Here is a 20350-nt window from a genome sequence, read left to right as displayed (position 1 = left end):
GTATTTTCAACTTGAATCCCGTCTGTGCAATCGATCCCGTCAAAGGCTATCCGCGCACCTATCCATCCTTGTGCGCCGCCGAGACTGCGAATGCACGATGGGTGCGTGATGGCACGTGCCGATAGGTAAGACGGAGACGACGATGTCGAACGCCAAGCCACGACCCACGGAAGTCATCTTCGAAGGCCTCGGTACGACGCTCGACGAGGCATTGTCTGCGGCCCACGATCAAATTCCGGGAAGGACGGGATTTGATTTTGCGATATCCAAGGTCGTCGAATGGGGAATGCAAAGGGGCGGCATTACCGGCCAGCGATTGATTTGGGTGAAGGTGGTCCAAGACAAGTCCGCAGGATTCAAGACATGAGCGAGGCGCAGCAGGCTGCGCTGAGATCGCAGTGCAGTCTGCCGAGCCCTGCTCTGATGGCGCTACGATGCTGAATGATGCATGCTTTGCGAAGATATGGATGGATTCAGCTGTGTTACGCGCATTTTGACGTTTGACGGGTTTCACAGCCGTTCATCCCGTCTTACAAGCTCGTAATGTCCGCAAATGAATCACGTCGCAGTCTCACGCGCAACCAATGGCTCGCCGAATTGCGAGCGACGCTGGCGCTCGGCTGGCCGCTGATCCTGACCAATCTGGCACAGATCGCACTGACGACGACCGACGTAATCATTCTCGGCCGCGTGAGCGCGGAGGCATTGGCTGCGTCGGCGCTCGGCGTGAATCTCTATTTCGCGTTTCTGATTTTCGCCATCGGCCTCGTTACGGCGACATCGCCGATGATGGCGGAAGCGATTGGTCGCAAACTGCATGCCGCGCGCGATGTCCGGCGAACATTCCGGCAGGGTTTGTGGACAGCGCTGATCGTCTCAGTGCCGGCATGGATCTTCCTCTGGCATACCGAAGCGATCCTGTTGCTGTTCGGTCAGGAGGCACAGGCGGCTGCCGACGCCCAGAGCTTCGTGCATATGCTGCAATGGGGCTTCCTGCCCGCGCTAGGCTTCATCGTGCTGCGCTCATTCGTTGCCGCCGTGCAACGCCCACTCTGGGCACTGGTGGTGACGGGCGTCACCATTCTGTTCAATGCTGCTGCAAACTGTGTTCTGGTGTTCGGTCATCTCGGGTTTCCGGAGATGGGTTTGCGCGGCTCCGGTCTTGCGACCACGCTGTCGAACGTCTTTTTGTTCACTGTCTTTGCATTCGTCGTCGCATGGCATCCGAAGTTTCGGCGCTATCGTCTATTCGGCAACTGGTGGCGCGCCGATTGGCCACGCCTCGCAAAGCTATGGCGCATCGGTCTGCCGATCGGCGCGACGCTCGCATTCGAAATTACCGTCTTCAATGTGGCGGTGTTCCTGATGGGGCAGTTCGGAACGGCCGCCATCGCGGCGCATGCGATTGCAATCCAGATCGCATCGATCTCCTTCATGGTGCCAATGGGACTGAGCCAGGCGGCAACTGTCCGCGTTGGATTGGCCAAAGGCGCCGTGGATCGCGATGGCATCACGCGAGCAGGATGGACTGCATTCGGCCTTGCGGTGGCATTCATGGCGTCGATGAGCATGTTGTTGCTGGCTGCGCCGCGTCTCCTGATTGGCGCCTTCATCGATCTCAGCAATCCCGCCAATGCCGTCGTCATCGATACGGCAATGTCGTTTCTGTTTTGTGCGGCGGTGTTCCAGATTGCGGACGGCGCGCAGTCGGTTGCAGCAGGGATGCTGCGCGGATTGCAGGATACGCGGGTGCCGATGATCTTTGCCGCATTAGGCTATTGGGGCTTCGGCATGGGCCTCAGCCTGCTGTTCGCATTCAAGCTGGGTTTCGGCGGCGTCGGCATCTGGATTGGGCTGGCAGCGGGTCTCGCGGTCGTTGCACCGGTCATGCTCTGGCGTTGGACCCGGCGCGAGCAACTCGGGCTCGTGCCGGCGACTTGAGCCAAATAAAAATGCCGCAGCCTCGAAAGGCTGCGGCATTTGTCGCCTTGAAGCGCCTGCGCTTACAGAACCTTGCGGATCCAGTTGTGCTGGTCTGGCGCGCGGCCGTACTGAATGTCGACCAACTGTTTGCGCAGTCCCATCGCAACGGGGCCTGCGGCGCCGCCATTGATGGTAAAATCACCGCTCGCAGAGCGCACCTGGCCGATCGGCGAGATGACCGCCGCCGTGCCGCAGGCAAAAGCCTCCTTCAGCTTGCCGCTGGCAGCGTCGGCACGCCATTGGTCGAGCGTATAGGGTTCTTCGCGCACCTGCGTGCCCTTGTCCTTCGCCAGCGCGATGATCGAATCGCGCGTGATGCCCGGCAGGATCGTGCCGAGTGGCGGTGTCAGCAGCGAGCCGTCCTCGAACACGAAGAAAATGTTCATGCCGCCAAGTTCTTCGATGTAACGGCGCTCGACCGCATCGAGGAACACGACCTGATCGCAGCCGTGACTGATGGCCTCGGCCTGCGCACGGAGGCTTGCGGCGTAGTTGCCACCGCATTTGACGGCGCCGGTGCCGCCGATCGCGGCGCGTGTGTAGTTCTCCGACACCCAGATCGACACCGGGGCGGGTCCGCCCTTGAAATAGGAGCCAACCGGCGAGGCGATTACAGCGAAAATGTATTCCGCGGAGGGCTTCACGCCGAGGAAGATCTCGCTCGCAACCATGAAGGGGCGCAGGTAGAGGCTGCCTTCGCCTGATGGAATCCAGGCGCGGTCGATGCGCACGAGTTGCTCGATCGCATCGATAAACACGGGCTCGGGCAGCGGGGCCATGGCCATACGATCGGCAGAATTCCGGAAGCGCCTTGCATTGGCATCGGGGCGGAACAGATTCACGCCGCCATCTTCACGCACATAGGCCTTGAGCCCTTCGAAAATCTCCTGGGCGTAATGCAGGACGGCTGCTGCGGGATCGAGCGGGAAATTCGCGCGGGATTCGATGCGCGCGCCATGCCAGCCGTCGGTCTGATTATAGCGGACGATGGCCATGTGATCGGTGAAAACCCGGCCGAAGCCCGGATCCTTGAGCTTTGCTGCGCGGTCCACCTCGGACACTGCGTTCGCCGCGGGCTGAATGTCGAATTTCAGCAAAGCTGCGCCATCGATTTTATCAAACGAAACTCCCATGGACCTCACTCCTGCTTACGGCGCAGCTCCTGGGGGCGGCAGCGTCGATGTTGTTCTACGTCAAGCGGACCCACGGCAAAAGCGTTTCCGGCCCCGGTGGATGACCGAGGACAGGCTTTAGCGCCATGCCGAAGTCCGGTATGGTTCTCAGATCGGCCCTATTGGGCCATGCGGCGAGAGTTCTAATGTTTCGTCGCGATGGTCAGTTTTGTAAGATTGAACCCAAGATATGTCAATATGGTTGACGTAAATTCCAAGGACGCGGCGTCACGATCGCTTGAGACGATCCAGCGGCAATCCAGCGGCGATCCTGCGAAACCGCCCCGCTGGGACATCATCGAGCTGTTGTTCTTTGCCTATCGCGACTTTGTGGGCGATCCCGACGATGTGCTCGATCAGTTCGGTTTCGGGCGCGCCCATCACCGGGTCGTACACTTTGTGCATCGCTATCCCGGCCTGAAGGTTGCCGATCTGCTCGATGTCTTGCGTATTACAAAGCAGTCGCTGGGCCGTGTCCTCAAGCAATTGCTCGATGAAGGGTATATCGTTCAGAAATCCGGCGAGGCCGATCGGCGGCAACGGCTTCTTTTCGCCACGGCCAAGGGCGAAGCTCTCGTTGCGCAGCTCGCGGGTTTGCAGACCGATCGCATCAACCGCGCGCTCAAGGATTTTACGCCGGTCGAAATTGAAGCGATCGGCAGGTTTCTCTCGGCGATGATTGACCGCAATGATCCCGACAAGGTGCTGCAGGTCATCTTGGGACAGGCATCAGCCAAAACTGACGGCAGGACAAACAAGACATGATGTTAGCTCAGGCCGCCAAACGTATGCCGGTGCCATTGGCCGACGATGCGCCACATCTGTTGCTGGTCGATGACGACCGCCGTATCCGCGATCTCCTCTCGCGCTTTCTCTCGGGCGAGGGCTACCGCGTCACCACGGCGCCGAGCGCCAAGGAAGCGCGCGCCAAGCTGCTCGGTCTGCATTTCGACCTCCTGATCCTCGATGTGATGATGCCAGGCGAGACCGGCTTCGAGCTCGCGCGCTTCATTCGGACGTCTTCGGCCGTGCCGATCATCATGCTGACGGCGCGGCACGAGGCGGAAAGCCGGATCGAGGGATTGCAGATCGGCGCCGACGACTATGTTGCCAAGCCGTTCGAGCCGCGCGAACTGGTGCTGCGCATCGCGAACATTCTCAAGCGCAGTGCGCCGGTCCCGGTCGAGCGCGCGGAGTCGCTGCAGTTCGGGCCTTATGTGTATCACCTCGCGCGTGGCGAACTACGCCAGGGCGACGAGATCATCCATCTCACCGACCGCGAGCGTGACATGCTGCGCGTGCTCGCCGCAGCGCCCGGCGAGACCGTGCCACGCGGTGAACTCACCGGCGGCGGTGGCACCGTGAACGAGCGTGCGGTGGACGTGCAGATCAATCGCCTGCGTCGCAAGATCGAGACCGATCCGGCCAATCCGCTCTTCCTGCAGGCCGTGCGTGGCATCGGCTATCGCCTCGTCGCGTCGCCATAGTTCGATGAAGTTTGCACGATGACCACACTCGACACCGGCATCACCATCCTCCGCTCTGCGGCGGGCCGCGTCTCTGCGGCGCACAGTCTGATGGGCCGGCGCTTCAAGAGTGTGATGCCCACGGGCCTCTATGCCCGCACGCTGCTGATCATGATCGTGCCGATGGTGCTGCTGCAGTCGGTGGTCGCCTTCGTGTTCATGGAGCGGCACTGGAACACGGTGACGCGGCGCCTGTCGCAGGCCGTGGTACAGGACATCGCAACGCTGATCGACGTCTACAAGGTCTATCCGCAGGATAAGGACCGCACGCAGATTAAAGCCATCGCGCAGCAGCGCCTTGGCCTCGTGGTGGATTTTCTGCCGCTCGGCGACATGCCGCCGCCCGGTCCGAAGCCGTTCTTCTCACTGCTTGATCAGGCGCTGTCCGTCCAGATCGGTCGGCAGATCACGCGGCCGTTCTGGATCGATACGGTCGGTCGCTCCAATCTCGTGGAAATCCGCATCCAGCTCGATGATGCCGTAATGCGCATCTTCGCCCAGCGCAGCGCAGCCTATGCATCGAATTCGGAAATCTTCCTGTTCTGGATGGTGGGGACGTCCTCGATCCTGCTGATCGTCGCGATCCTGTTCCTGCGTAACCAGATCCGCCCAATCCTCAAACTTGCTGACGCCGCCGAAAGTTTCGGCAAGGGCCGCGAAGCGCCGAATTTCCGGCCGCGCGGCGCACGCGAGGTCCGTCGTGCCGCCAATGCCTTCATCGAGATGAAGGCGCGTATCGAACGCGCAATGGAGCAGCGCACGGCCATGCTGGCCGGCGTCTCGCACGATCTGCGCACCATCCTGACGCGCTTCAAGCTCGAACTGGCGTTGATCGAGGACGGTCCGGAAATCGATGGCATGCGCAAGGACATCGACGAGATGTCGGGCATGCTGGAGGCCTATCTCGCTTTTGCACGCGGCGACAGCGGCGAGCAGGCCCAGCCGACAGACATGGCGGCTGCGCTGGAAGAATTGCGCAGCGATGCCGAGCGCAACGGACACAAGGCGACGGTCACGTTCCACGGCCTGCCGATCGTCACGGTGAAGCCAGCCGCGTTCAAGCGTTGCCTCGGCAATCTCGTCTCGAATGCCGCGCGCCATGCCAACGACATCGCCATCACCGGCCATCGCGATCATCGCTATCTGACGGTGACTGTGGATGATGACGGCCCTGGCATCCCCGCCGACATGCGCGAGGAAGTGTTTAAACCGTTCCTGCGGCTCGACGACGCCCGCAATCAGGACGAAGGCGGCACGGGTCTTGGCCTCGCCATCGCCCGCGATATCGCGCGCTCCCATGGCGGAGATATCACGCTGGCCGAGAGTCCGATGGGCGGATTGAGGGCGGTGGTGCGGGTGCCCGTCTAGTTACTTCGCCAGTTCCTTCGACCGCGCGGTTGCCGCAGCAATTGCGCGAGTCAGTAACGGCTCGAAGCCGTCATCGGCCATCAACACGGCGAGCGCCGCTGCAGTGGTCCCGCCGGGCGAGGTGACATTCTTGCGCAGCGTTGCCGCGTCGAGATCGGACTGGCGCAGCAATTCGCCTGAGCCGGATACGGTTTCACGTGCAAGTTTCATCGCGAGTTCAGGCGGAAGACCTGCAGCGATGCCGGCGCGGGCCATTTCTTCGGCCAGCAGGAACACATAAGCAGGACCCGAGCCGGAGACGGCCGTCACAGCATCGATCAGGCTCTCGTCCTCGACCCATTCCACCGATCCGGTGGCGCGCAGCAGCGCGTCGGTCAGGCCGCGTTGCTCCGGCGATACGTCGCTCGCGGCAACCGCCACGGTGATGCCGCGGCCGATGGCGGCCGGCGTATTCGGCATCGCGCGAACCACCTTGCCGCCGCAGGCCTTGGCGATGCCGGCGATGGTTGTGCCCGCCATGATCGAGACCACGAGGGATGATCTCGCGATTGTGCGCAGTGTCGGCCCGACCTCGGCGAACATCTGCGGTTTCACGGCGAGGACCAGTGCGGCGACGGCGCCGATGTCCTTCACATCCGGATTGAGGCGGACGCCTTTGGCTGCGAGCGCCTTGATCTCGTCGGAGACATACGGGTCGATCACGATGGCGCGTTTGGGATCGAGGCCGCCGGCGATCCAGCCCGTCAGCATTGCGCCGCCCATCTTGCCGGCGCCGGCCAGCACGATATGGCCGTCGATGGTGTTGAGCGCGCGTGAGGTCGTGGAGGAGGTCATCGCAAAATCCCGGCTGTCAGAACGGCCGGGACCATAACATTGCGGGGCAGGCCGCACAGCCCGAACGGACCTAGACGAAGCTTTTTTTCAGGAAGTAGCGCGGACCGCCGCGCGGATAGTCCGGGATTTCGCCAAACACTTCATAGCCCTGCTTCTCGTAGAAGCTCCGCGCCTGAAACCAGTAGGTATCGAGCCACAGACCGATGCAGCCGCGTTCACGCGCGATCTCTTCCGCCTTGGCGAGGACCTTCGAGCCGATGTCCTGGCCGCGAAACTGCTCGGGCACGACGAACAGTTCGACGAAACACCAGTTGAACGCGGTCTTGCCCCAGATGCCGCCGATCGGCTCGCCGGTCGCAGGATCGTGGATCAGGATCGAGAGCGGCTGGTGATTGTTGGGGCCAACGGTCTTGGTATTGTAGGCCAGCAACGCATTTGCGACCACCAGCCGTTCGGCCTCGCCGGGCGCATCCGGCACGGTGATGACCGGCGCGTCGGTCATGCTTCGCCGGCAGTGTCGAACATCGCAGCAGACATCGCTTCGGCTGCGGTCTTGCCGGCCCACACCACGAACTGCAATGCCGGATAGTAGCGCTCGCAGGAATGGATCGCCGATACCAGCATCGCTTCGCACTGCGCGGTCGTTGCGGTGAGGCCATCGGGCAGCACCAGTGCCTGCCGGTACATCACCATGCCTGAGTGAGTCCAGATATCGAAATGACCGACCCACATCTGTTCGTTGATCGCGGCGATCAGGCGCTGCACTTCCGCGCGGCGAGCGGGTGGAATCTTCATGTCGAAGGCGCAAGCCAGATGCAGGGCCTCGATCTCGTTCATCCAGGTGAAGGAGAGCTGGTAATCGATCCAGTCACCTTTAGAAACAATTGTGACTTCGTCTTCGCCGGAGCGCTCGAAGGCCCAGTTATGATCGGCGGCAATATCCTCGACAACGGCGAGCGGGTTGAGCCGTGAATCGATAGTACCTTCGAGAAGTGACATGCCGTCGCGACCTTGCTCTTGAAATGTGATGATGCAAACAGCTGGCCGGTACGCGAAAATGTCGGAGCGTCGCTGCAGGCTGCAAGTTCTATTCGTCCAGACCTTGCGAGTTTGAAGTGATGTGATTTGCTGAATCTGCGCAACGGCACCACGAATCCATCCACAGACAAACCGGCCCTCATCCACAGGTCATCTCGCCGCAATGAGAACAAACCGGAATCGGATTCCCGGATTGAGAGTCTGTGCGGTGCGCCCTCGCGCGCCGCGAGTCCGGTTGGGGTGGTAACTATTGATTCCGCCGCGGGGCCCGAAAGCTTTCCCGGCCTCGCAGGAGTCCTGTTGGGGCCCGATACAGCCTGTGGACGGCCTTGCTGGGCTGGTTCGGTTTCGGCATAGTTTGGCCGTAACGAAAGTATCAGGCCATGAACGACACCACCTCCGAGTCATCCGCAGTCCGGCATCCGCGCTTCGCCAAGCCGCAGCGCGTCGCCTTCGTGCAGTCATCCTGGCATCGCGACATCGTTGCACCGTGTTGGGAATCGTTTCTGAGCGAGATCGAGGCGCGTCATATCGGCCCGTCGCAGGTCGATCTGTTCGAAGTGCCCGGCTCGTTCGAGATCCCGCTGCATGTCCAGGTGCTGGCCAAGACGCGGCGTTATACGGCCATCGTCGCGGCCGGCCTCGTGGTCGACAGCGGCACCCGCGGCTTTGTGGCGGACACGGTCATCCGTGCGCTGATGGATGTGCAGCTACGTACCGAGATCCCTGTATTCTCGGCCGTGACGGCGCCGGAGGATTTCCACGAGACCGAAGAGCGCGTGGCATTCTTCCGCAAGCACTTTGCGGAGAGCGGCCTCAAGGTTGCCGCCGCCTGCGCCGAGACGCTGCTCAGTCTGGAACGTCTGCGCGGTCAGGTCGCGGCCGGGATCGTGTAGAGGCGCGAGCCTTAGTCGAACAGGCTCGATACCGACTCTTCCGATGCGGTGCGGCCGATCGCTTCGGCGATCAGCGAGGCAACCGAGAGCACGCGGATGTTCGGCGATTTGCTGACGGCTTCCGTGGGCTGGATCGAGTCCGTGATCACCAATTCCTTGAGCTTGGAATTGGCGATGCGCGCGGCGGCGCCGCCGGACAGCACGCCATGGGTGAGATAGGCGGAGACGTCCTTGGCACCGTATTTGAGTAGCGCATCGGCGGCGTTCACCAGCGTGCCGCCGGAGTCGACGATGTCGTCGATCAGGATGCAGGTGTAGCCGGCGACGTCGCCAATCACGTTCATCACTTCGGATTCACCGGGGCGTTCGCGGCGCTTGTCGACGATGGCGAGCGGCGCGTTGATGCGTTTGGCAAGGCCGCGGGCACGGGCGACGCCGCCGACGTCGGGCGACACCACCATCACATTGGCGAGATCGAACTTCTCCTTGATGTCGCGCACCATCAACGGCGCGGCATAGAGGTTGTCGGTCGGGATATCGAAGAAGCCCTGGATCTGGCCGGCATGCAGGTCGAGCGTCATGACGCGGTCGGCGCCGGCATGGGTGATCATGTTGGCGACCAGCTTGGCCGAGATGGGGGTGCGGCCACCGGCCTTGCGGTCCTGGCGAGCGTAGCCGAAATAGGGGATCACCGCGGTGATGCGGCGCGCGGAAGCGCGGCGCAGCGCATCAGTGATGATCAGCAGTTCCATCAGATGGTCGTTGGTCGGGAACGACGTGGATTGAAGAATGAAGACGTCGGAGCCGCGGACGTTTTCCTGGATCTCGACGAAGATTTCCATATCGGCGAAGCGCCGGACGCTGGCCTTGGTCAGCGGGATATTCAGCGAGGTCGCGATTTCCTGCGCGAGGACAGGATTGGAATTACCGGCGACCAGTTTGATCGAACCGTTCTTGGCCGACATCGACGCGTCTCCCCGCGGCTTGGTGGATACAACGTTCAGCATATCGGATTACCCACAAGAACTCGTCTAGCTGAGCGAGGTGATATCAAGGACGGCCGTCCGCTGGCAACCCGTGGGCCGCTGTTTTCCTGCGTAAAAACGGGCCTCTGCTTAACGTGAACTGAAGTCAGCGCGTCTCGGCAAATGCGGTGGCCTGCACGGGCAATTCATCGGTACTGGCGATGGCGGGTCCGTTGCCACGTGGCGCAGGCGGCTGCTCACCGGGCGTGGTGCCGTTGATCATGCCGTTGAGGCCGGTGAGCCCCGCTTGCGCGATCCGCCGCAAGACAAGGTCGTCGGCAGTGGCCCAGGCGTCACGGCCGCCTTTGCCGGCCTGTTCCTCGCCGCTCAGGCGCAGAGCACGGTTCTGGTCGCGGTCATAGACATCCCACACCCAGGCGATCGAGGTCTGGCCGCCGCGAACCTGGGCCGAGAGGTAGCTGCGGACCCGAAAAGCCGCGCTGTCCTTGCGCGATACAACCGCGAGGTTGCGCAGGCGCGCTTCACTATCCAGAAGGTTGACCATGCGGTCGAAGACCTGCGGCGGCGGCCCGTCGATGGATTCGAACGCGATCGTCGGGCCGGAGGCGGTGGAAAGGCTGGCCTGCGCGTTCATGGCGCCGCCCGAATTGGGGACATTGGCGCAGCCGGCAAGCCCAAACGCTACGGTCAGCAACAGCGCAGCCTGGATCAGGCGCGGTCTGGCTCGATCGGTCGTAAGGGCAGAAAATCGCATAGGGCGTCCCGACTTCCGTCCGTTTGCCGCAAGCGGCGCCGGACAGGTCGAGCGATATCGTTAAAATGCGTTAAGGTCTAGGGCAGCGCGGCCACAGGTCTTTCCAGGGTGACCGAAACGGTCACCGCTCCCCGACAATTCGCGTTCAGTTTGAGGCAGTTCGGCTGCGTTAAGGATACCGGTGCGTTAACGCGCAGGTTAGCTTTCGAGCACGATGGCGTGGATCTGGCGGCCGTAGTCAGGCTCCTTGCGGTGGACTGACCGGCGATAGCTGAACAGATTCTCGTCGGGATAGGTGTCGATGCCGGTGTCATCGACAATGGCAATACCGGCGCGCTCCAGCCGCATCCGGATGAAGCCGCCGAGATCGAACATGGCATGACCGGCGCGGGTCGAGGGAATGAAAAACCGGGCGAAGCCAGCGTCGGCCTGGGTGAAGCGTTCGACGAATTCGGCACCAACCTCATAGCTTGGCTGGCGGATCAGCGGACCGATCGCGACCACAATGTCGGAACGATCGGCGCCGAGTTTTTCCATCTCTGCGATGGTGGCTTCGAGCACACCGGTGAAGGCGCCCTTCCAGCCGGCATGGGCGGCGCCGATGACGCGCGCCTTGGGGTCGGCAAACAATACGGGACCGCAATCGGCCGTCGTGACGCCGAGCGCCAGGCCCTCGACCTTCGTCACCATCGCATCGACGCGCGGTCGTGAATCTCCATTCCACGGTGCCGTGGCGACGGCGACATCGGGCGAATGGACCTGATAGGCGGTGAGGAAGTGCAGGGGGGCGACGCCCATCTCCGCCGCCATGCGCCGGCGGTTCTCGGCCACATGCGCAGGATCGTCGTTCGATCCGAGCCCGCCATTAAGGCCGGCATAGATGCCTTCGGAGACGCCGCCGTCGCGCGTGAAGAACGCGTGGCGCAGGCCGGGAATGGCTGACAGCAAAGGCGATGTGAAAGTCATGATGTCGGGGCCTCGATGCCGGTGTCGTCGCTCAGCGCCACCAGCGTGTCGATATTGGGATCGGAGATGCCGACCACCTTGAACATCGAGCCCATGCCGCCGCGACCACTGTCGATCAGGCGTTTCAGTGCGCCCGAGACGGTTTCGGAAACTTCCGGCGTGGCCTTGGCCATCAAGGTCAGCGCGCGCGTCTCGATGCCGAGGCGCTTGAGGAATTCGCCCTGCGTCACCGGCCCGTGGACGCGTGCGCCGACATCCTCCGCCGCGCGGCCGAGCGCCTGGAAATCAACATGCGCGGTGATATCGGCCATGCCGGGATTCTTCAGCGGATCGGCATAGCTATGCTGTGCGATAGCCTGCAGGGTGTCGCCGGCATCGCTGCGGACATGGCCGTAATCGATGATCAGAGCTGCGCCGCCTTCGTCGCGGACGCGGCTGGCAATCTTCATCATCTCGGTATCGGGGCGCCATTCGAACACCGCGCCGACAGGGGCTGCACGCACCAGCGGTGGCAGCAGCACATCGAAACGCAGCAGCGGATCGGTTGACGCGCTGAACATCAGCTGGCCGTCGCTGTCGATATCCACCATGCGCTCGTGCCAGCCGCCTTCGCGCTTCACGGCCTGATGGATCGGCAGCACGTCGAAATATTCATTGGCAAGGATGATCGACGGGCCCGCGGGGACGGTTTCGATACTGTCATGCCAGGTGATGTTGCGGGTGCCGGATAACGTCGCCTTCTGCTTCTCGCGCAGCACCGGATTGATTTCAACGAGATGCACGTTGAGCGCCTGATACAGCGGCGGCAGCACGCGTAGGGCGCGGAGCGCGTCGGCCATCATGGTGCCGCGGCCGGGGCCCAGTTCGATCAGGTGCACGAAGGGCGGCGCGCCGATCGCGCGCCAGACCGAGGCCGACCAAAGGCCAAGCAGCTCGCCGAACATCTGGCTGACTTCCGGCGACGTGGTGAAGTCACCCTCGCGACCGAGCGGATCGCGGGAAATGTAGTAGCCGTGTTGCGGATGGGTCAGGCACAGCTGCATGTAGCGCCACACCGGCATGGGTCCGGTGGACTTGATCAGGCGCTTGATTTCATCCTGCAGCGGCGATTGGTCGGTCACATCAGGCCTTCTTGCCCGGGCTCAATTCGAGCGATTCCTGCGGCTTTCGCCAGGCGCGCACCATCAAAACGAGTCCCACAAATATCATCGGCACGGAGAGCAGCATGCCCATGGTGAGCCCACCCCACAGAAATCCGAGTTGCGGGTCCGGCTCGCGGAAGAATTCTCCCGTAATACGCGCCAGCGCATAAAAAAAGATGAAGGCGCCGAGGATCAGGCCAGGCCGCTTCAGCGCACCGGCCCGGATCATCAGGGCCAGAATCAGAAACAGTACGATGCCCTCGAGCCCGGCTTCATAGAGCTGGCTGGGATGGCGCGGCAGCGGCCCGCCATTGGGGAACACCATCGCCCAAGGCACGCTGGCGTCGGCGTGGCGGCCCCACAATTCACTGTTGATGAAATTGGCGAGGCGTCCGAGCAGCAGGCCGATCGGGCCGACTGCGCAGGTGATGTCGCCGAGCGACAGGACCGACAATCCGCGCTTCCAGCAGAACAGAAACACGGCAAAGACGCAGCCCATGAAGCCGCCATGGAACGACATGCCGCCCTTCCAGAGCTCGAAGATCTCGGCGGGGTGGGCGATGAAGAAATCGAGATTGTAGAACAGCACATAGCCCGTGCGGCCACCGACAATGATGCCGATCGTCACCCAGAGGATGAAGTCGTCGAAATCGAGAAGCGAGATCGGTGAGGGGCCGCCCCACAGTTTCGTGCTCTTGATCAGTGCGCGGGCATAAATCCAGCCGAGCACGATGCCGCCAATATAGGCCAGCGCGTACCAGCGAATGACAATCGGGCCGAGCGCGATGGCGATCGGATCGAAAACGGGGAAGGCGATGGTCAGGAATGGCATGTGGTGGGCTTACGGCTCCCGATGCCGCCAGTAAAGCATTGGCTTGTGACGAATTAAGGGACCTGAGCAGTTGTGAACGCGAAACGCAGGCGATACTTGAACTGCGCGCCCGGGATCGCCATTGTCGATCTACACATCAATCTAGCGTGTTTGTTCATCCGACCGGAGTTCTTGCCATGACCCAGACCAACAATCGGTTCTTCGACGAGATCGGCCGCCTGATGAACGATGCCGCCGGCGCGGCCCAGGGCGTCAAGCGCGAGGTCGATACGGTTGTGCGCAACCAGGCTGAGAAGATCCTGCGCGACCTCGATATCGTGAAGCGTGAGGAGTTCGAGGCGGTCAAGGATATGGCCCGGCTCGCCCGCGAGGAGAACGAGGCGCTGAAGGCTCGGATCGCAGCGCTGGAAGCCAAGCTCGGCGGCTGAGTGGAAGCCCTGTCGGTGCCCTGCACGGCGCGCCGGACATCGGCTACCCATGCATAGACGACCAAAATAAGCCCCTGGAAGGGGCCCGCCGACGAAGAAAAAGCCTGTCATTTCCTTGTCTTTTTGGCGTTTCGGCGGTAGAAGCCGCCCACGTCCGCAGCCCCCGCACCCCTGGAGGCTTGCTGCAGCGTGAAAACGGGCCGCATTGCGGCCTTTAACTTTTAGAAAACAAGGACTTAAACGATGGCGACCGTCAAGGAATTGAAGGCGACCTCACGTCCGGTCGGCGGCAAGGGGGCCGCACGGGCAGAGCGTCGCGCCGGCCGAGTGCCCGGAGTGATCTATGGTGACAACAAGCCCCCGGTGGCGATTTCGGTGAATGATGCCGAACTGCGTCAGCGCATTCTGGCAGGCCGGTTCCTCACCACGATTTACGACATCGAGCTTGAGGGCAAGAAGCACCGCGTGATTCCGCGCGACTTCCACCTCGACCCGGTCAAGGACTTCCCGCTCCACGTCGACTTCCTCCGCCTCGGCGAAGGCGCGACCATCCGCGTCAGCGTTCCGCTGCACATCAAGGGCGCTGAAGGCGCTCCGGGCGTGAAGCGTGGTGGCACCATCAACATCGTGACCCACACGATCGAACTGGAAGCCGAAGCCGAGAGCATTCCGCAGTTCCTCGAAGTTGATGTCGGCCAGCTCGATATCGGCACGTCGCTGCACATCACCGACGTTGTTCTGCCGAAGGGCGTGAAGACGCTGGCGCGCGATGCCGACCTGACGCTGGTCACCATCGTGCCTCCGTCGGGCTACGGTGAAGAAGCTGCGACCCCTGCGGCTGCTGCTGCGGCTCCCGCCGCTGCTGGTGCCAAGGCTCCGGCTGCCGGCGCCAAGGCCCCCGCCGCTGGCGCGAAGGCTCCGGCTGCTGCCGCCGCTCCGGCGAAGAAGAAGTAATCCGGCGCGGAGCTCCGCGTCATGCTTCTCTTTGTTGGACTCGGAAACCCTGGTGCCAAATACCAGGGCAACCGGCACAATATCGGGTTCATGGTTCTCGATGATATCGCGCGGCGTCACGGTTTTGGACCGTGGCGCCGTCGCTTTCAGGGCGAGACCTCGGAAGGCACGCTGTCTGGTGAGCGCGTCATCCTGCTGAAGCCCATGACCTTCATGAACGACTCCGGCCGCTCGGTGCAGGAAGCGTCCGCCTATTTGAAGATTTCACTCGGCGACATCGCCGCGTTTCACGACGAGCTCGAACTGCCATTCGCGAAAGTGCGCGTGAAGATCGGCGGCGGCATTGCCGGACATAACGGTTTGCGCTCGATCTCCGCGCATATCGGCAACGACTATCGGCGCGTGCGCCTCGGCATCGGACATCCCGGTGCCAAGGAGCTGGTGCATAATCACGTGCTGAGCGATTTCGCCAAGGCCGAACGACCTCAGCTCGAAGCGTTCAATGATGCGGTGTCCGACCATGTCGGCCTGCTGGTCGGTGGTCAGGACTCGTCGTTTCAGAACAAGGTGCATCTGACGATGCAGGCCAAGGGTTTCACGTCGAAGGACGACAACGGCTCCGCTGAGAAGCCGTCGAAGAATTAGGACAGGGTCATGGGATTCAAATGCGGGATCGTCGGATTGCCGAATGTCGGCAAATCGACGCTGTTCAATGCACTGACGGAAACCGCGGCTGCGCAGGCTGCGAACTATCCGTTCTGTACCATCGAGCCGAATGTCGGTGAAGTCGCGGTGCCGGACAAACGGCTCGACAAATTGTCCGAGATCGGCAAGTCGCAGCAGATCATTCCGACGCGCCTGACCTTCGTAGACATCGCGGGCCTGGTGAAAGGCGCGTCGAAGGGCGAAGGCCTCGGCAACCAGTTCCTCGCTACGATCCGCGAAGTCGATGCCGTCGCGCATGTGGTGCGTTGCTTCATCGATGACGATATCACCCACGTCGAAGGCAAGATCGATCCGCTCGCCGACATCGAGATCATCGAGACCGAACTGATGCTCGCGGATCTGGATTCCTGTGAGAAGCGCATCGACAACCTGACCAAGAAGGCCAAGGGCAACGACAAGGACGCCAAGGAGCAGCTCGATCTGGTCCAGCGCGCTTTGGTGCTGCTGCGCGACGGCAAGCCGACGCGTTTTCTCGAGCGCAAGCCCGAGGAAGAGCGCGCGTTCGGCATGCTCGGCTTGCTGACCTCCAAGCCTGTTCTCTATGTCTGCAACGTCGAAGAAGGTGCGGCGGGCGAAGGCAACGAATACTCGAAGCGGGTTGCTGAACATGCTGCGAAGGAGGGCGCTGTTGCGGTCGCCATCTCCGCTAAGATCGAATCCGAGATCGCGACGCTGTCACGTGCCGAACGCGTGGAATTCCTGGATACGCTCGGGCTTGAAGAAGCGGGCCTCGATCGCCTGATCCGTGCAGGCTATTCGCTGCTGCACCTCATCACCTACTTCACCGTCGGCCCCAAGGAAGCTCGTGCCTGGACCATCACCCAGGGCACCAAGGCACCGCAAGCTGCAGCCGTGATCCACACGGATTTCGAGAAGGGCTTCATCCGCGCGGAAACCATCGGCTATGAAGACTATGTCAGGCTCGGCGGCGAAGCCGGCGCGCGCGATGGCGGCAAGCTGCGGCTGGAAGGCAAGGAATATGTCGTCGCTGACGGCGACGTGCTGCATTTCCGGTTCAACACGTAAGATATTCTCAGTCCTCTCCCCGTCGTTTCGAGGAGCGAAGCGACGCGGCAATCCAGCAGCCACAAGCGAAGACTGGATTGCTTCGTCGCAAGGGCTCCTCGCAATGACGGTTGAGAGCGCGGTAGTTCTCAGTACTGCTGGCCGTGGCCGTGATCCTGCCCGAGGTTTTGCCCCTGATCCCGTAGCGCGCCGAGGTGTTCGTTGATGCGGAACACGATCAGAACGAACTCAGCCGCAATGCGCGCGAAGATGATGCCGACGATCACGCTGGCGAGGCTCGACATCACGAGGACGAAACCGCCGAACGGGCTGATGGCCATTGCGGCGAGACCCGAAAAGATCCCGGAAATGCCGAACAGAATGATCAGTGCGATCACCAGCCAGTAGAACGTCTTGATGATGGTGGGTGTGATGAAACGGTCCCACTGAAACAGATCGCGAAATTCGAACATCGGTGAAATCCCCCGCCGTGTAGATGAGTGACAAATTCAATTGCATTGAGAAACGGCTTCAAATATCCCGGCCCGACCACATTGACGGGCAGGATCGCGGGAAAGCCATGCAAGCGACCGGGTTGAGATTGCTGCAAATAACGGCCACAATCAGGCTTCCTCGACGGCATTCCCCATTATGACCCTGACATTTGAAGATTTTAAGCCCGGCCACTTCGGGACCTTCGGGCCGCGCTATATTACGCGCGACGAGATTATCGCTTATGCGAAAGAATACGATCCGCAGCCGATGCATCTCGATGAAGTTGCCGCAAGCGCATCGATGCTCAAAGGACTTTCCGGCTCCGGCTGGCACATGTGCTCGCTGATGATGCGGATGATCTATGACGGATTTCTGCACAAGACCGCATCGATGGGCTCGCCGGGCGTGGATCAGATGCGATGGCTCGCGCCGTTTCGCCCCGGCGACGATCTGACGCTGGATGTCGAAGTGATCGAGGCACGTGCTTCGCAAAGCCGGCCAACCTTGGGCATCGTCAAATTCAAGTTCAGCACACGCAATGCCAAGGGGCAGACGATTTCCGAGATGATCACCCCGATCATGATCGGGGTGCGTGAACCCGCCCCCGGGAACTAGGGTCGCAGCATGCGCTATCTGGAAGACATCCAAATCGGTATGCGCCGTGAGCTCGGCTCGTTCACGTTCACGGCGGAGTCGATCAAGGCGTTTGCCAGGCAATTCGATCCGCAACCGTTCCATCTCGATGAAGAGGCCGGCCGCAAATCGCTATTCGGTGGTCTCGCTGCGTCGGGCTGGCACGTGGCGTCGGTGTGCATGAAGTTGCTGGTCGCCGATGGCCAGCGCGCAAAGGCGGAGGCAGAGGCGCGTGGCGAAGAGCCTCCAGTCGGCGGCCCATCTCCCGGTTTTCGTGATTTGCGCTGGACCCGGCCTGTTCTCGCCGGCGATACGCTGACCTATCGCAGCGAGGTCGTGTCCGTGCGCGCGACCGCGACGCGTCCGGGTTGGGGGATCTTGCAGTCGAAGAACGTTGCCGTTAATCAGCGCGGCGAGGAGGTCTACAGCTTCCTCGGTTCGGTCTTCCTGCCGCAACGGGGCGACGCGGCTTAACCATTTCAAATTTTATCGATGGAACCCCGGCGGTGTTAAGGGGTTCTGAACCTTGTGAGCGTGATCTGCGACTCACGGGTATGACGACTGAGACGACACTTCGCAGGACGATTTTGGGGACGACAATGGCTGACCGCACCGGATTGAAATTTGTGGGCTTCATCTTTGCAAGCGTGACGCTTGCGGTGATGCTGGCCACTTGCATGGTGGTCAAGGGTTATGCCGATGGCGCCTATACGCTCGAGAGCAGCGCAGTCGTCAGCCAGTAATTTTTACGATTTGCTAACCAGACCCGCGCCGAACTGCGCGGGTTTTTCGTGAGTGGGGTCGATGACCGCGACCTCAGCGACTCCAGGCCCAGGCGAGCAACGCCACGGTCACCAACAGCAATCCGACAAAACGCAAGATAATGGTCCCCATCCTGGGCGCGTTGTTGCGCGCCGGAATAGGATCGGTTTTGTTCGGCCGAATGGTCTCCACGGATCGATTCCCCCAAAAGCAGTCCACAGGTGCTGCGTAACCGTTGGTCGGGAACAAAACGAATAAAGTTCAATTGAACGGGCTCACGAAAAAGCCGCCGCCCGAAAGGGCGGCGGCTTTCGATTCGGGCAGTCTAGTGCCGATCAATCGTGACGCAGGCCGTCAGCGGTACGCTTCCACTGAGCAACATTGTCGGCGATCAGGCGGGTCGACTTCATCGCGGCCTGGCTGAGCTGGGCGTAGCCGGAAATCTCGCGCTGAACGCGCTGGCCTTCGGCGTGGAGCAGGTCGCGCAGGCTCTCCAGTTCGGAGACCAGTTTCTCGATCTCGCCGAGCGAGGTGCCGGCGACGCGCTGGATCAGCGAATTGACGCTGTTGACGGTCGCTTCGGTGGTTGTTTCCAGCAGCGCATCGGTGCTGCTCGTGGTGGTTTCGCTTGAATTGTTCACCATGCCAGGCACCGGACGACGGAGGTAAGCGATATCGTTGCGCACGAAGTCGCGGATGCCCGCTTCGACTTCAGACACAGCGGCGAGGTTGCTGTCGTCATCTTTGGCTTCTGTCTGTTCTGAACGAATGGCACTCATCAGCTCTTCCTTGTTTGTGTGAAGTGAACTTCACAATGAGCGAGCGCGGTCCCCCGCATGACAAATTTACGTGTACATCTGCGCAGTGGATTTTGACGAGATCGCGGCGAATATGCGGCAAGGCGCCGATCTTTGCCGGCAATCGTCTGGCAAAGTGTATTAAAACTTACTTTACCAACTATGCTTGAAGCCGGCCGAGAACGTCTTGTTGGTCACGCCCTGAACGGTCTCGCTGATCGATCCGGAGACGTTGACGCCGCCAAACAGCTTTTGCTCGGCGCCGAACTTGCGCAGCCATTTGTCGTCGGTGGTTGCGAGCGATTGCCCGGCGATGAAGCTGGTGCCGGTATCGGTGATGTTGAAGCGCGCGAGCTGGTCGGTCTCATAGCTGCGCGTCGGGCGACCGTTGTAGCCAATGGCCGGAATGTTGCCTTGCTGGATCACGTTGTAGCCGCTCTGCAGCGTCAGTGAATACTGATCGCCGGCAATGGGTACCGACTTGCTAAGCGAAGTGCCCAGTTTGGTTTGATCCGCGCCCGGATCGACGCGCGCTTCGATCGCCGTCTTGTCCCAGATCGAACCCACGCCGGGAGCAGTCGCTGCCGCCCAGGCGGCGCCGCCTGATTGGGCCTGCGCCGTGCCGTCGCCGAACTGATTGCGATAGGCATCGGCTGCGCTGCGTGGTGCGGTCTGCCGCGCGACATTGATGTCGGCGCCGACGCGGGTATCCCAGAACGGCGTAACCGACTGCTTGACCGAGAGGGCGGACGCGCCGTTGCTCTCATTGTTGGTCCAGCTGGACGACGGGCTGCCGACGATCAGCGACGAGCGCTTCTCGCGGAGCGATGCCTTCGCCGTCGGCGAATCGTCGGCGTTCAAGAGGCTCCAGTCGGGTTCCGGGGTGTTTGCAGGAGGAATGGCTGCCGTGTCGACCGACTCTATTTCACCGGGAGGCGGCGCAATATCGACGAGACCACGCCACGGATTCTGCGCGTGAGCCGGAAAGGCCAACGCGGCTCCGCCGAGTGCTGTGATGAGCGCCCAATATGTCGGTTTGATTGAAGCCATCGT

General features: G+C 61.6%; 25 protein-coding genes. 13 read left to right on the top strand and 12 right to left on the bottom strand.

Annotation, left to right across the window (positions count from 1 at the left end):
* Positions 1–142 precede the first annotated feature (142 nt).
* Entirely contained in the window at positions 143–367 is a 225-nt protein-coding gene (locus AC1DUY_RS20330) for a hypothetical protein (RefSeq protein ID WP_184513794.1), read from the top strand.
* A 176-nt stretch (positions 368–543) separates the two neighbouring features.
* Positions 544–1941, top strand: coding sequence for an MATE family efflux transporter (locus AC1DUY_RS20325; protein ID WP_478116566.1), 1398 nt, complete (start codon positions 544–546; stop codon positions 1939–1941).
* 62 nt (positions 1942–2003) lie between these two features.
* Here the strand turns inward: AC1DUY_RS20325 and AC1DUY_RS20320 are convergent, their stop codons facing one another.
* Positions 2004–3116 (bottom strand): branched-chain amino acid aminotransferase, encoded by a 1113-nt coding sequence (locus AC1DUY_RS20320; protein ID WP_439062931.1) that lies wholly within the window; start codon positions 3114–3116, stop codon positions 2004–2006.
* A gap of 237 nt (positions 3117–3353) precedes the next feature.
* On the opposite strand from AC1DUY_RS20320, the gene AC1DUY_RS20315 reads away from it, so the two are divergent.
* Genes AC1DUY_RS20315 through AC1DUY_RS20305 form a run of 3 tightly spaced genes read left to right on the top strand, consistent with a single transcriptional unit; the run spans position 3354 to position 6049 of the window.
* Complete coding sequence (locus AC1DUY_RS20315) at positions 3354–3920, top strand: MarR family winged helix-turn-helix transcriptional regulator (protein ID WP_089261815.1); 567 nt, start codon at positions 3354–3356, stop codon at positions 3918–3920.
* On the top strand, positions 3917–4642 hold the full coding sequence (locus tag AC1DUY_RS20310) for a response regulator (protein WP_089261813.1): 726 nt from the start codon (positions 3917–3919) through the stop codon (positions 4640–4642). The genes AC1DUY_RS20315 and AC1DUY_RS20310 overlap by 4 nt, the downstream gene beginning before the upstream one ends.
* Before the next feature lie 18 nt (positions 4643–4660).
* Positions 4661–6049: an ATP-binding protein gene (locus AC1DUY_RS20305; RefSeq protein ID WP_478116563.1), complete on the top strand. Its 1389-nt coding sequence runs from the start codon at positions 4661–4663 to the stop codon at positions 6047–6049.
* Here the strand turns inward: AC1DUY_RS20305 and proC are convergent, their stop codons facing one another.
* The 3 genes from proC to AC1DUY_RS20290 all read right to left on the bottom strand — a co-directional run bounded on the left by proC (position 6050) and on the right by AC1DUY_RS20290 (position 7882).
* Positions 6050–6883, bottom strand: coding sequence for a pyrroline-5-carboxylate reductase (gene proC / locus AC1DUY_RS20300; RefSeq protein WP_478116561.1), 834 nt, complete (start codon positions 6881–6883; stop codon positions 6050–6052).
* A 70-nt stretch (positions 6884–6953) separates the two neighbouring features.
* Entirely contained in the window at positions 6954–7385 is a 432-nt protein-coding gene (locus AC1DUY_RS20295; protein ID WP_092139018.1) for a GNAT family N-acetyltransferase, read from the bottom strand.
* Positions 7382–7882 carry a type III secretion system chaperone family protein gene (locus AC1DUY_RS20290; protein WP_089261805.1) on the bottom strand — a complete coding sequence of 167 codons (501 nt, stop codon included), beginning with the start codon at positions 7880–7882 and terminating at the stop codon, positions 7382–7384. The genes AC1DUY_RS20295 and AC1DUY_RS20290 overlap by 4 nt, the downstream gene beginning before the upstream one ends.
* 422 nt (positions 7883–8304) lie before the next feature.
* Here AC1DUY_RS20290 and AC1DUY_RS20285 point away from each other — a divergent pair, with 422 nt between their 5' ends.
* Positions 8305–8817, top strand: a complete 513-nt coding sequence (locus AC1DUY_RS20285) for a 6,7-dimethyl-8-ribityllumazine synthase (RefSeq protein ID WP_478116558.1) — start codon at positions 8305–8307, stop codon at positions 8815–8817.
* Positions 8818–8828: 11 nt separating this feature from the next.
* Here the strand turns inward: AC1DUY_RS20285 and AC1DUY_RS20280 are convergent, their stop codons facing one another.
* The 5 genes from AC1DUY_RS20280 to lgt all read right to left on the bottom strand — a co-directional run bounded on the left by AC1DUY_RS20280 (position 8829) and on the right by lgt (position 13497).
* Positions 8829–9782, bottom strand: coding sequence for a ribose-phosphate pyrophosphokinase (locus tag AC1DUY_RS20280; RefSeq protein ID WP_089263589.1), 954 nt, complete (start codon positions 9780–9782; stop codon positions 8829–8831).
* A gap of 166 nt (positions 9783–9948) precedes the next feature.
* Complete coding sequence (locus AC1DUY_RS20275) at positions 9949–10557, bottom strand: hypothetical protein (RefSeq protein ID WP_478116556.1); 609 nt, start codon at positions 10555–10557, stop codon at positions 9949–9951.
* A 198-nt stretch (positions 10558–10755) separates the two neighbouring features.
* Positions 10756–11523, bottom strand: coding sequence for a peptidoglycan editing factor PgeF (gene pgeF / locus AC1DUY_RS20270; RefSeq protein WP_478116554.1), 768 nt, complete (start codon positions 11521–11523; stop codon positions 10756–10758).
* Positions 11520–12644: a class I SAM-dependent methyltransferase gene (locus AC1DUY_RS20265; RefSeq protein ID WP_478116552.1), complete on the bottom strand. Its 1125-nt coding sequence runs from the start codon at positions 12642–12644 to the stop codon at positions 11520–11522. Before AC1DUY_RS20265 ends, pgeF begins: the two co-directional genes overlap by 4 nt.
* Before the next feature lies 1 nt (position 12645).
* Positions 12646–13497: a prolipoprotein diacylglyceryl transferase gene (gene lgt, locus AC1DUY_RS20260; RefSeq protein WP_478116550.1), complete on the bottom strand. Its 852-nt coding sequence runs from the start codon at positions 13495–13497 to the stop codon at positions 12646–12648.
* Between the two features lie 176 nt (positions 13498–13673).
* Between lgt and AC1DUY_RS20255 the strand changes: the two genes are divergently transcribed.
* The 4 genes from AC1DUY_RS20255 (at position 13674) to ychF (ending at position 16631) form a co-directional block, all read left to right on the top strand.
* The gene (locus tag AC1DUY_RS20255; RefSeq protein ID WP_089261793.1) at positions 13674–13925 is read left to right on the top strand and encodes an accessory factor UbiK family protein; all 252 of its coding nucleotides are present in this window, start codon (positions 13674–13676) and stop codon (positions 13923–13925) included.
* Positions 13926–14168: 243 nt separating this feature from the next.
* Positions 14169–14879 (top strand): 50S ribosomal protein L25/general stress protein Ctc, encoded by a 711-nt coding sequence (locus tag AC1DUY_RS20250; protein ID WP_068731165.1) that lies wholly within the window; start codon positions 14169–14171, stop codon positions 14877–14879.
* Between the two features lie 21 nt (positions 14880–14900).
* The gene (gene pth / locus AC1DUY_RS20245; RefSeq protein WP_478116547.1) at positions 14901–15524 is read left to right on the top strand and encodes an aminoacyl-tRNA hydrolase; all 624 of its coding nucleotides are present in this window, start codon (positions 14901–14903) and stop codon (positions 15522–15524) included.
* A gap of 9 nt (positions 15525–15533) precedes the next feature.
* Entirely contained in the window at positions 15534–16631 is a 1098-nt protein-coding gene (gene ychF / locus AC1DUY_RS20240; protein ID WP_175367602.1) for a redox-regulated ATPase YchF, read from the top strand.
* Positions 16632–16759: 128 nt separating this feature from the next.
* Here the strand turns inward: ychF and AC1DUY_RS20235 are convergent, their stop codons facing one another.
* Entirely contained in the window at positions 16760–17083 is a 324-nt protein-coding gene (locus AC1DUY_RS20235) for a DUF4282 domain-containing protein (RefSeq protein WP_068731168.1), read from the bottom strand.
* Positions 17084–17261: 178 nt separating this feature from the next.
* Here AC1DUY_RS20235 and AC1DUY_RS20230 point away from each other — a divergent pair, with 178 nt between their 5' ends.
* From AC1DUY_RS20230 to AC1DUY_RS20220, 3 genes are all read left to right on the top strand, one after another.
* Complete coding sequence (locus AC1DUY_RS20230; RefSeq protein WP_478116544.1) at positions 17262–17720, top strand: MaoC family dehydratase; 459 nt, start codon at positions 17262–17264, stop codon at positions 17718–17720.
* Positions 17721–17729: 9 nt separating this feature from the next.
* Positions 17730–18212, top strand: coding sequence for a MaoC family dehydratase (locus AC1DUY_RS20225; RefSeq protein WP_175367600.1), 483 nt, complete (start codon positions 17730–17732; stop codon positions 18210–18212).
* 125 nt (positions 18213–18337) lie between these two features.
* A complete protein-coding gene (locus AC1DUY_RS20220) occupies positions 18338–18481 on the top strand; it encodes a hypothetical protein (protein WP_172980332.1) in 144 nt (47 codons plus the stop codon).
* Between the two features lie 354 nt (positions 18482–18835).
* Here AC1DUY_RS20220 and AC1DUY_RS20215 read toward each other — a convergent pair whose 3' ends face one another.
* Positions 18836–19279 (bottom strand): hypothetical protein, encoded by a 444-nt coding sequence (locus tag AC1DUY_RS20215; protein WP_478116542.1) that lies wholly within the window; start codon positions 19277–19279, stop codon positions 18836–18838.
* A gap of 171 nt (positions 19280–19450) precedes the next feature.
* Complete coding sequence (locus AC1DUY_RS20210) at positions 19451–20347, bottom strand: hypothetical protein (protein ID WP_478116540.1); 897 nt, start codon at positions 20345–20347, stop codon at positions 19451–19453.
* Positions 20348–20350 lie beyond the last annotated feature (3 nt).

This window comes from Tardiphaga sp. P4_G1 (assembly GCF_056401215.1).
Note: the sequence above shows the minus strand (reverse complement) of the source record. Positions and strands in the feature narration are given on the sequence as shown.

Coding starts and splice junctions, on each gene's coding strand:
- AC1DUY_RS20330 (WP_184513794.1), top strand. CDS start 143: ATGTCGAACGCCAAGCCACGACCCACGGAAGTCATCTTCGAAGGCCTC.
- AC1DUY_RS20325 (WP_478116566.1), top strand. CDS start 544: ATGTCCGCAAATGAATCACGTCGCAGTCTCACGCGCAACCAATGGCTC.
- AC1DUY_RS20320 (WP_439062931.1), bottom strand. CDS start 3,116: ATGGGAGTTTCGTTTGATAAAATCGATGGCGCAGCTTTGCTGAAATTC.
- AC1DUY_RS20315 (WP_089261815.1), top strand. CDS start 3,354: ATGGTTGACGTAAATTCCAAGGACGCGGCGTCACGATCGCTTGAGACG.
- AC1DUY_RS20310 (WP_089261813.1), top strand. CDS start 3,917: ATGATGTTAGCTCAGGCCGCCAAACGTATGCCGGTGCCATTGGCCGAC.
- AC1DUY_RS20305 (WP_478116563.1), top strand. CDS start 4,661: ATGACCACACTCGACACCGGCATCACCATCCTCCGCTCTGCGGCGGGC.
- proC (WP_478116561.1), bottom strand. CDS start 6,883: ATGACCTCCTCCACGACCTCACGCGCGCTCAACACCATCGACGGCCAT.
- AC1DUY_RS20295 (WP_092139018.1), bottom strand. CDS start 7,385: ATGACCGACGCGCCGGTCATCACCGTGCCGGATGCGCCCGGCGAGGCC.
- AC1DUY_RS20290 (WP_089261805.1), bottom strand. CDS start 7,882: ATGTCACTTCTCGAAGGTACTATCGATTCACGGCTCAACCCGCTCGCC.
- AC1DUY_RS20285 (WP_478116558.1), top strand. CDS start 8,305: ATGAACGACACCACCTCCGAGTCATCCGCAGTCCGGCATCCGCGCTTC.
- AC1DUY_RS20280 (WP_089263589.1), bottom strand. CDS start 9,782: ATGTCGGCCAAGAACGGTTCGATCAAACTGGTCGCCGGTAATTCCAAT.
- AC1DUY_RS20275 (WP_478116556.1), bottom strand. CDS start 10,557: ATGCGATTTTCTGCCCTTACGACCGATCGAGCCAGACCGCGCCTGATC.
- pgeF (WP_478116554.1), bottom strand. CDS start 11,523: ATGACTTTCACATCGCCTTTGCTGTCAGCCATTCCCGGCCTGCGCCAC.
- lgt (WP_478116550.1), bottom strand. CDS start 13,497: ATGCCATTCCTGACCATCGCCTTCCCCGTTTTCGATCCGATCGCCATC.
- AC1DUY_RS20255 (WP_089261793.1), top strand. CDS start 13,674: ATGACCCAGACCAACAATCGGTTCTTCGACGAGATCGGCCGCCTGATG.
- AC1DUY_RS20250 (WP_068731165.1), top strand. CDS start 14,169: ATGGCGACCGTCAAGGAATTGAAGGCGACCTCACGTCCGGTCGGCGGC.
- pth (WP_478116547.1), top strand. CDS start 14,901: ATGCTTCTCTTTGTTGGACTCGGAAACCCTGGTGCCAAATACCAGGGC.
- ychF (WP_175367602.1), top strand. CDS start 15,534: ATGGGATTCAAATGCGGGATCGTCGGATTGCCGAATGTCGGCAAATCG.
- AC1DUY_RS20235 (WP_068731168.1), bottom strand. CDS start 17,083: ATGTTCGAATTTCGCGATCTGTTTCAGTGGGACCGTTTCATCACACCC.
- AC1DUY_RS20230 (WP_478116544.1), top strand. CDS start 17,262: ATGACCCTGACATTTGAAGATTTTAAGCCCGGCCACTTCGGGACCTTC.
- AC1DUY_RS20225 (WP_175367600.1), top strand. CDS start 17,730: ATGCGCTATCTGGAAGACATCCAAATCGGTATGCGCCGTGAGCTCGGC.
- AC1DUY_RS20220 (WP_172980332.1), top strand. CDS start 18,338: ATGGCTGACCGCACCGGATTGAAATTTGTGGGCTTCATCTTTGCAAGC.
- AC1DUY_RS20215 (WP_478116542.1), bottom strand. CDS start 19,279: ATGAGTGCCATTCGTTCAGAACAGACAGAAGCCAAAGATGACGACAGC.
- AC1DUY_RS20210 (WP_478116540.1), bottom strand. CDS start 20,347: ATGGCTTCAATCAAACCGACATATTGGGCGCTCATCACAGCACTCGGC.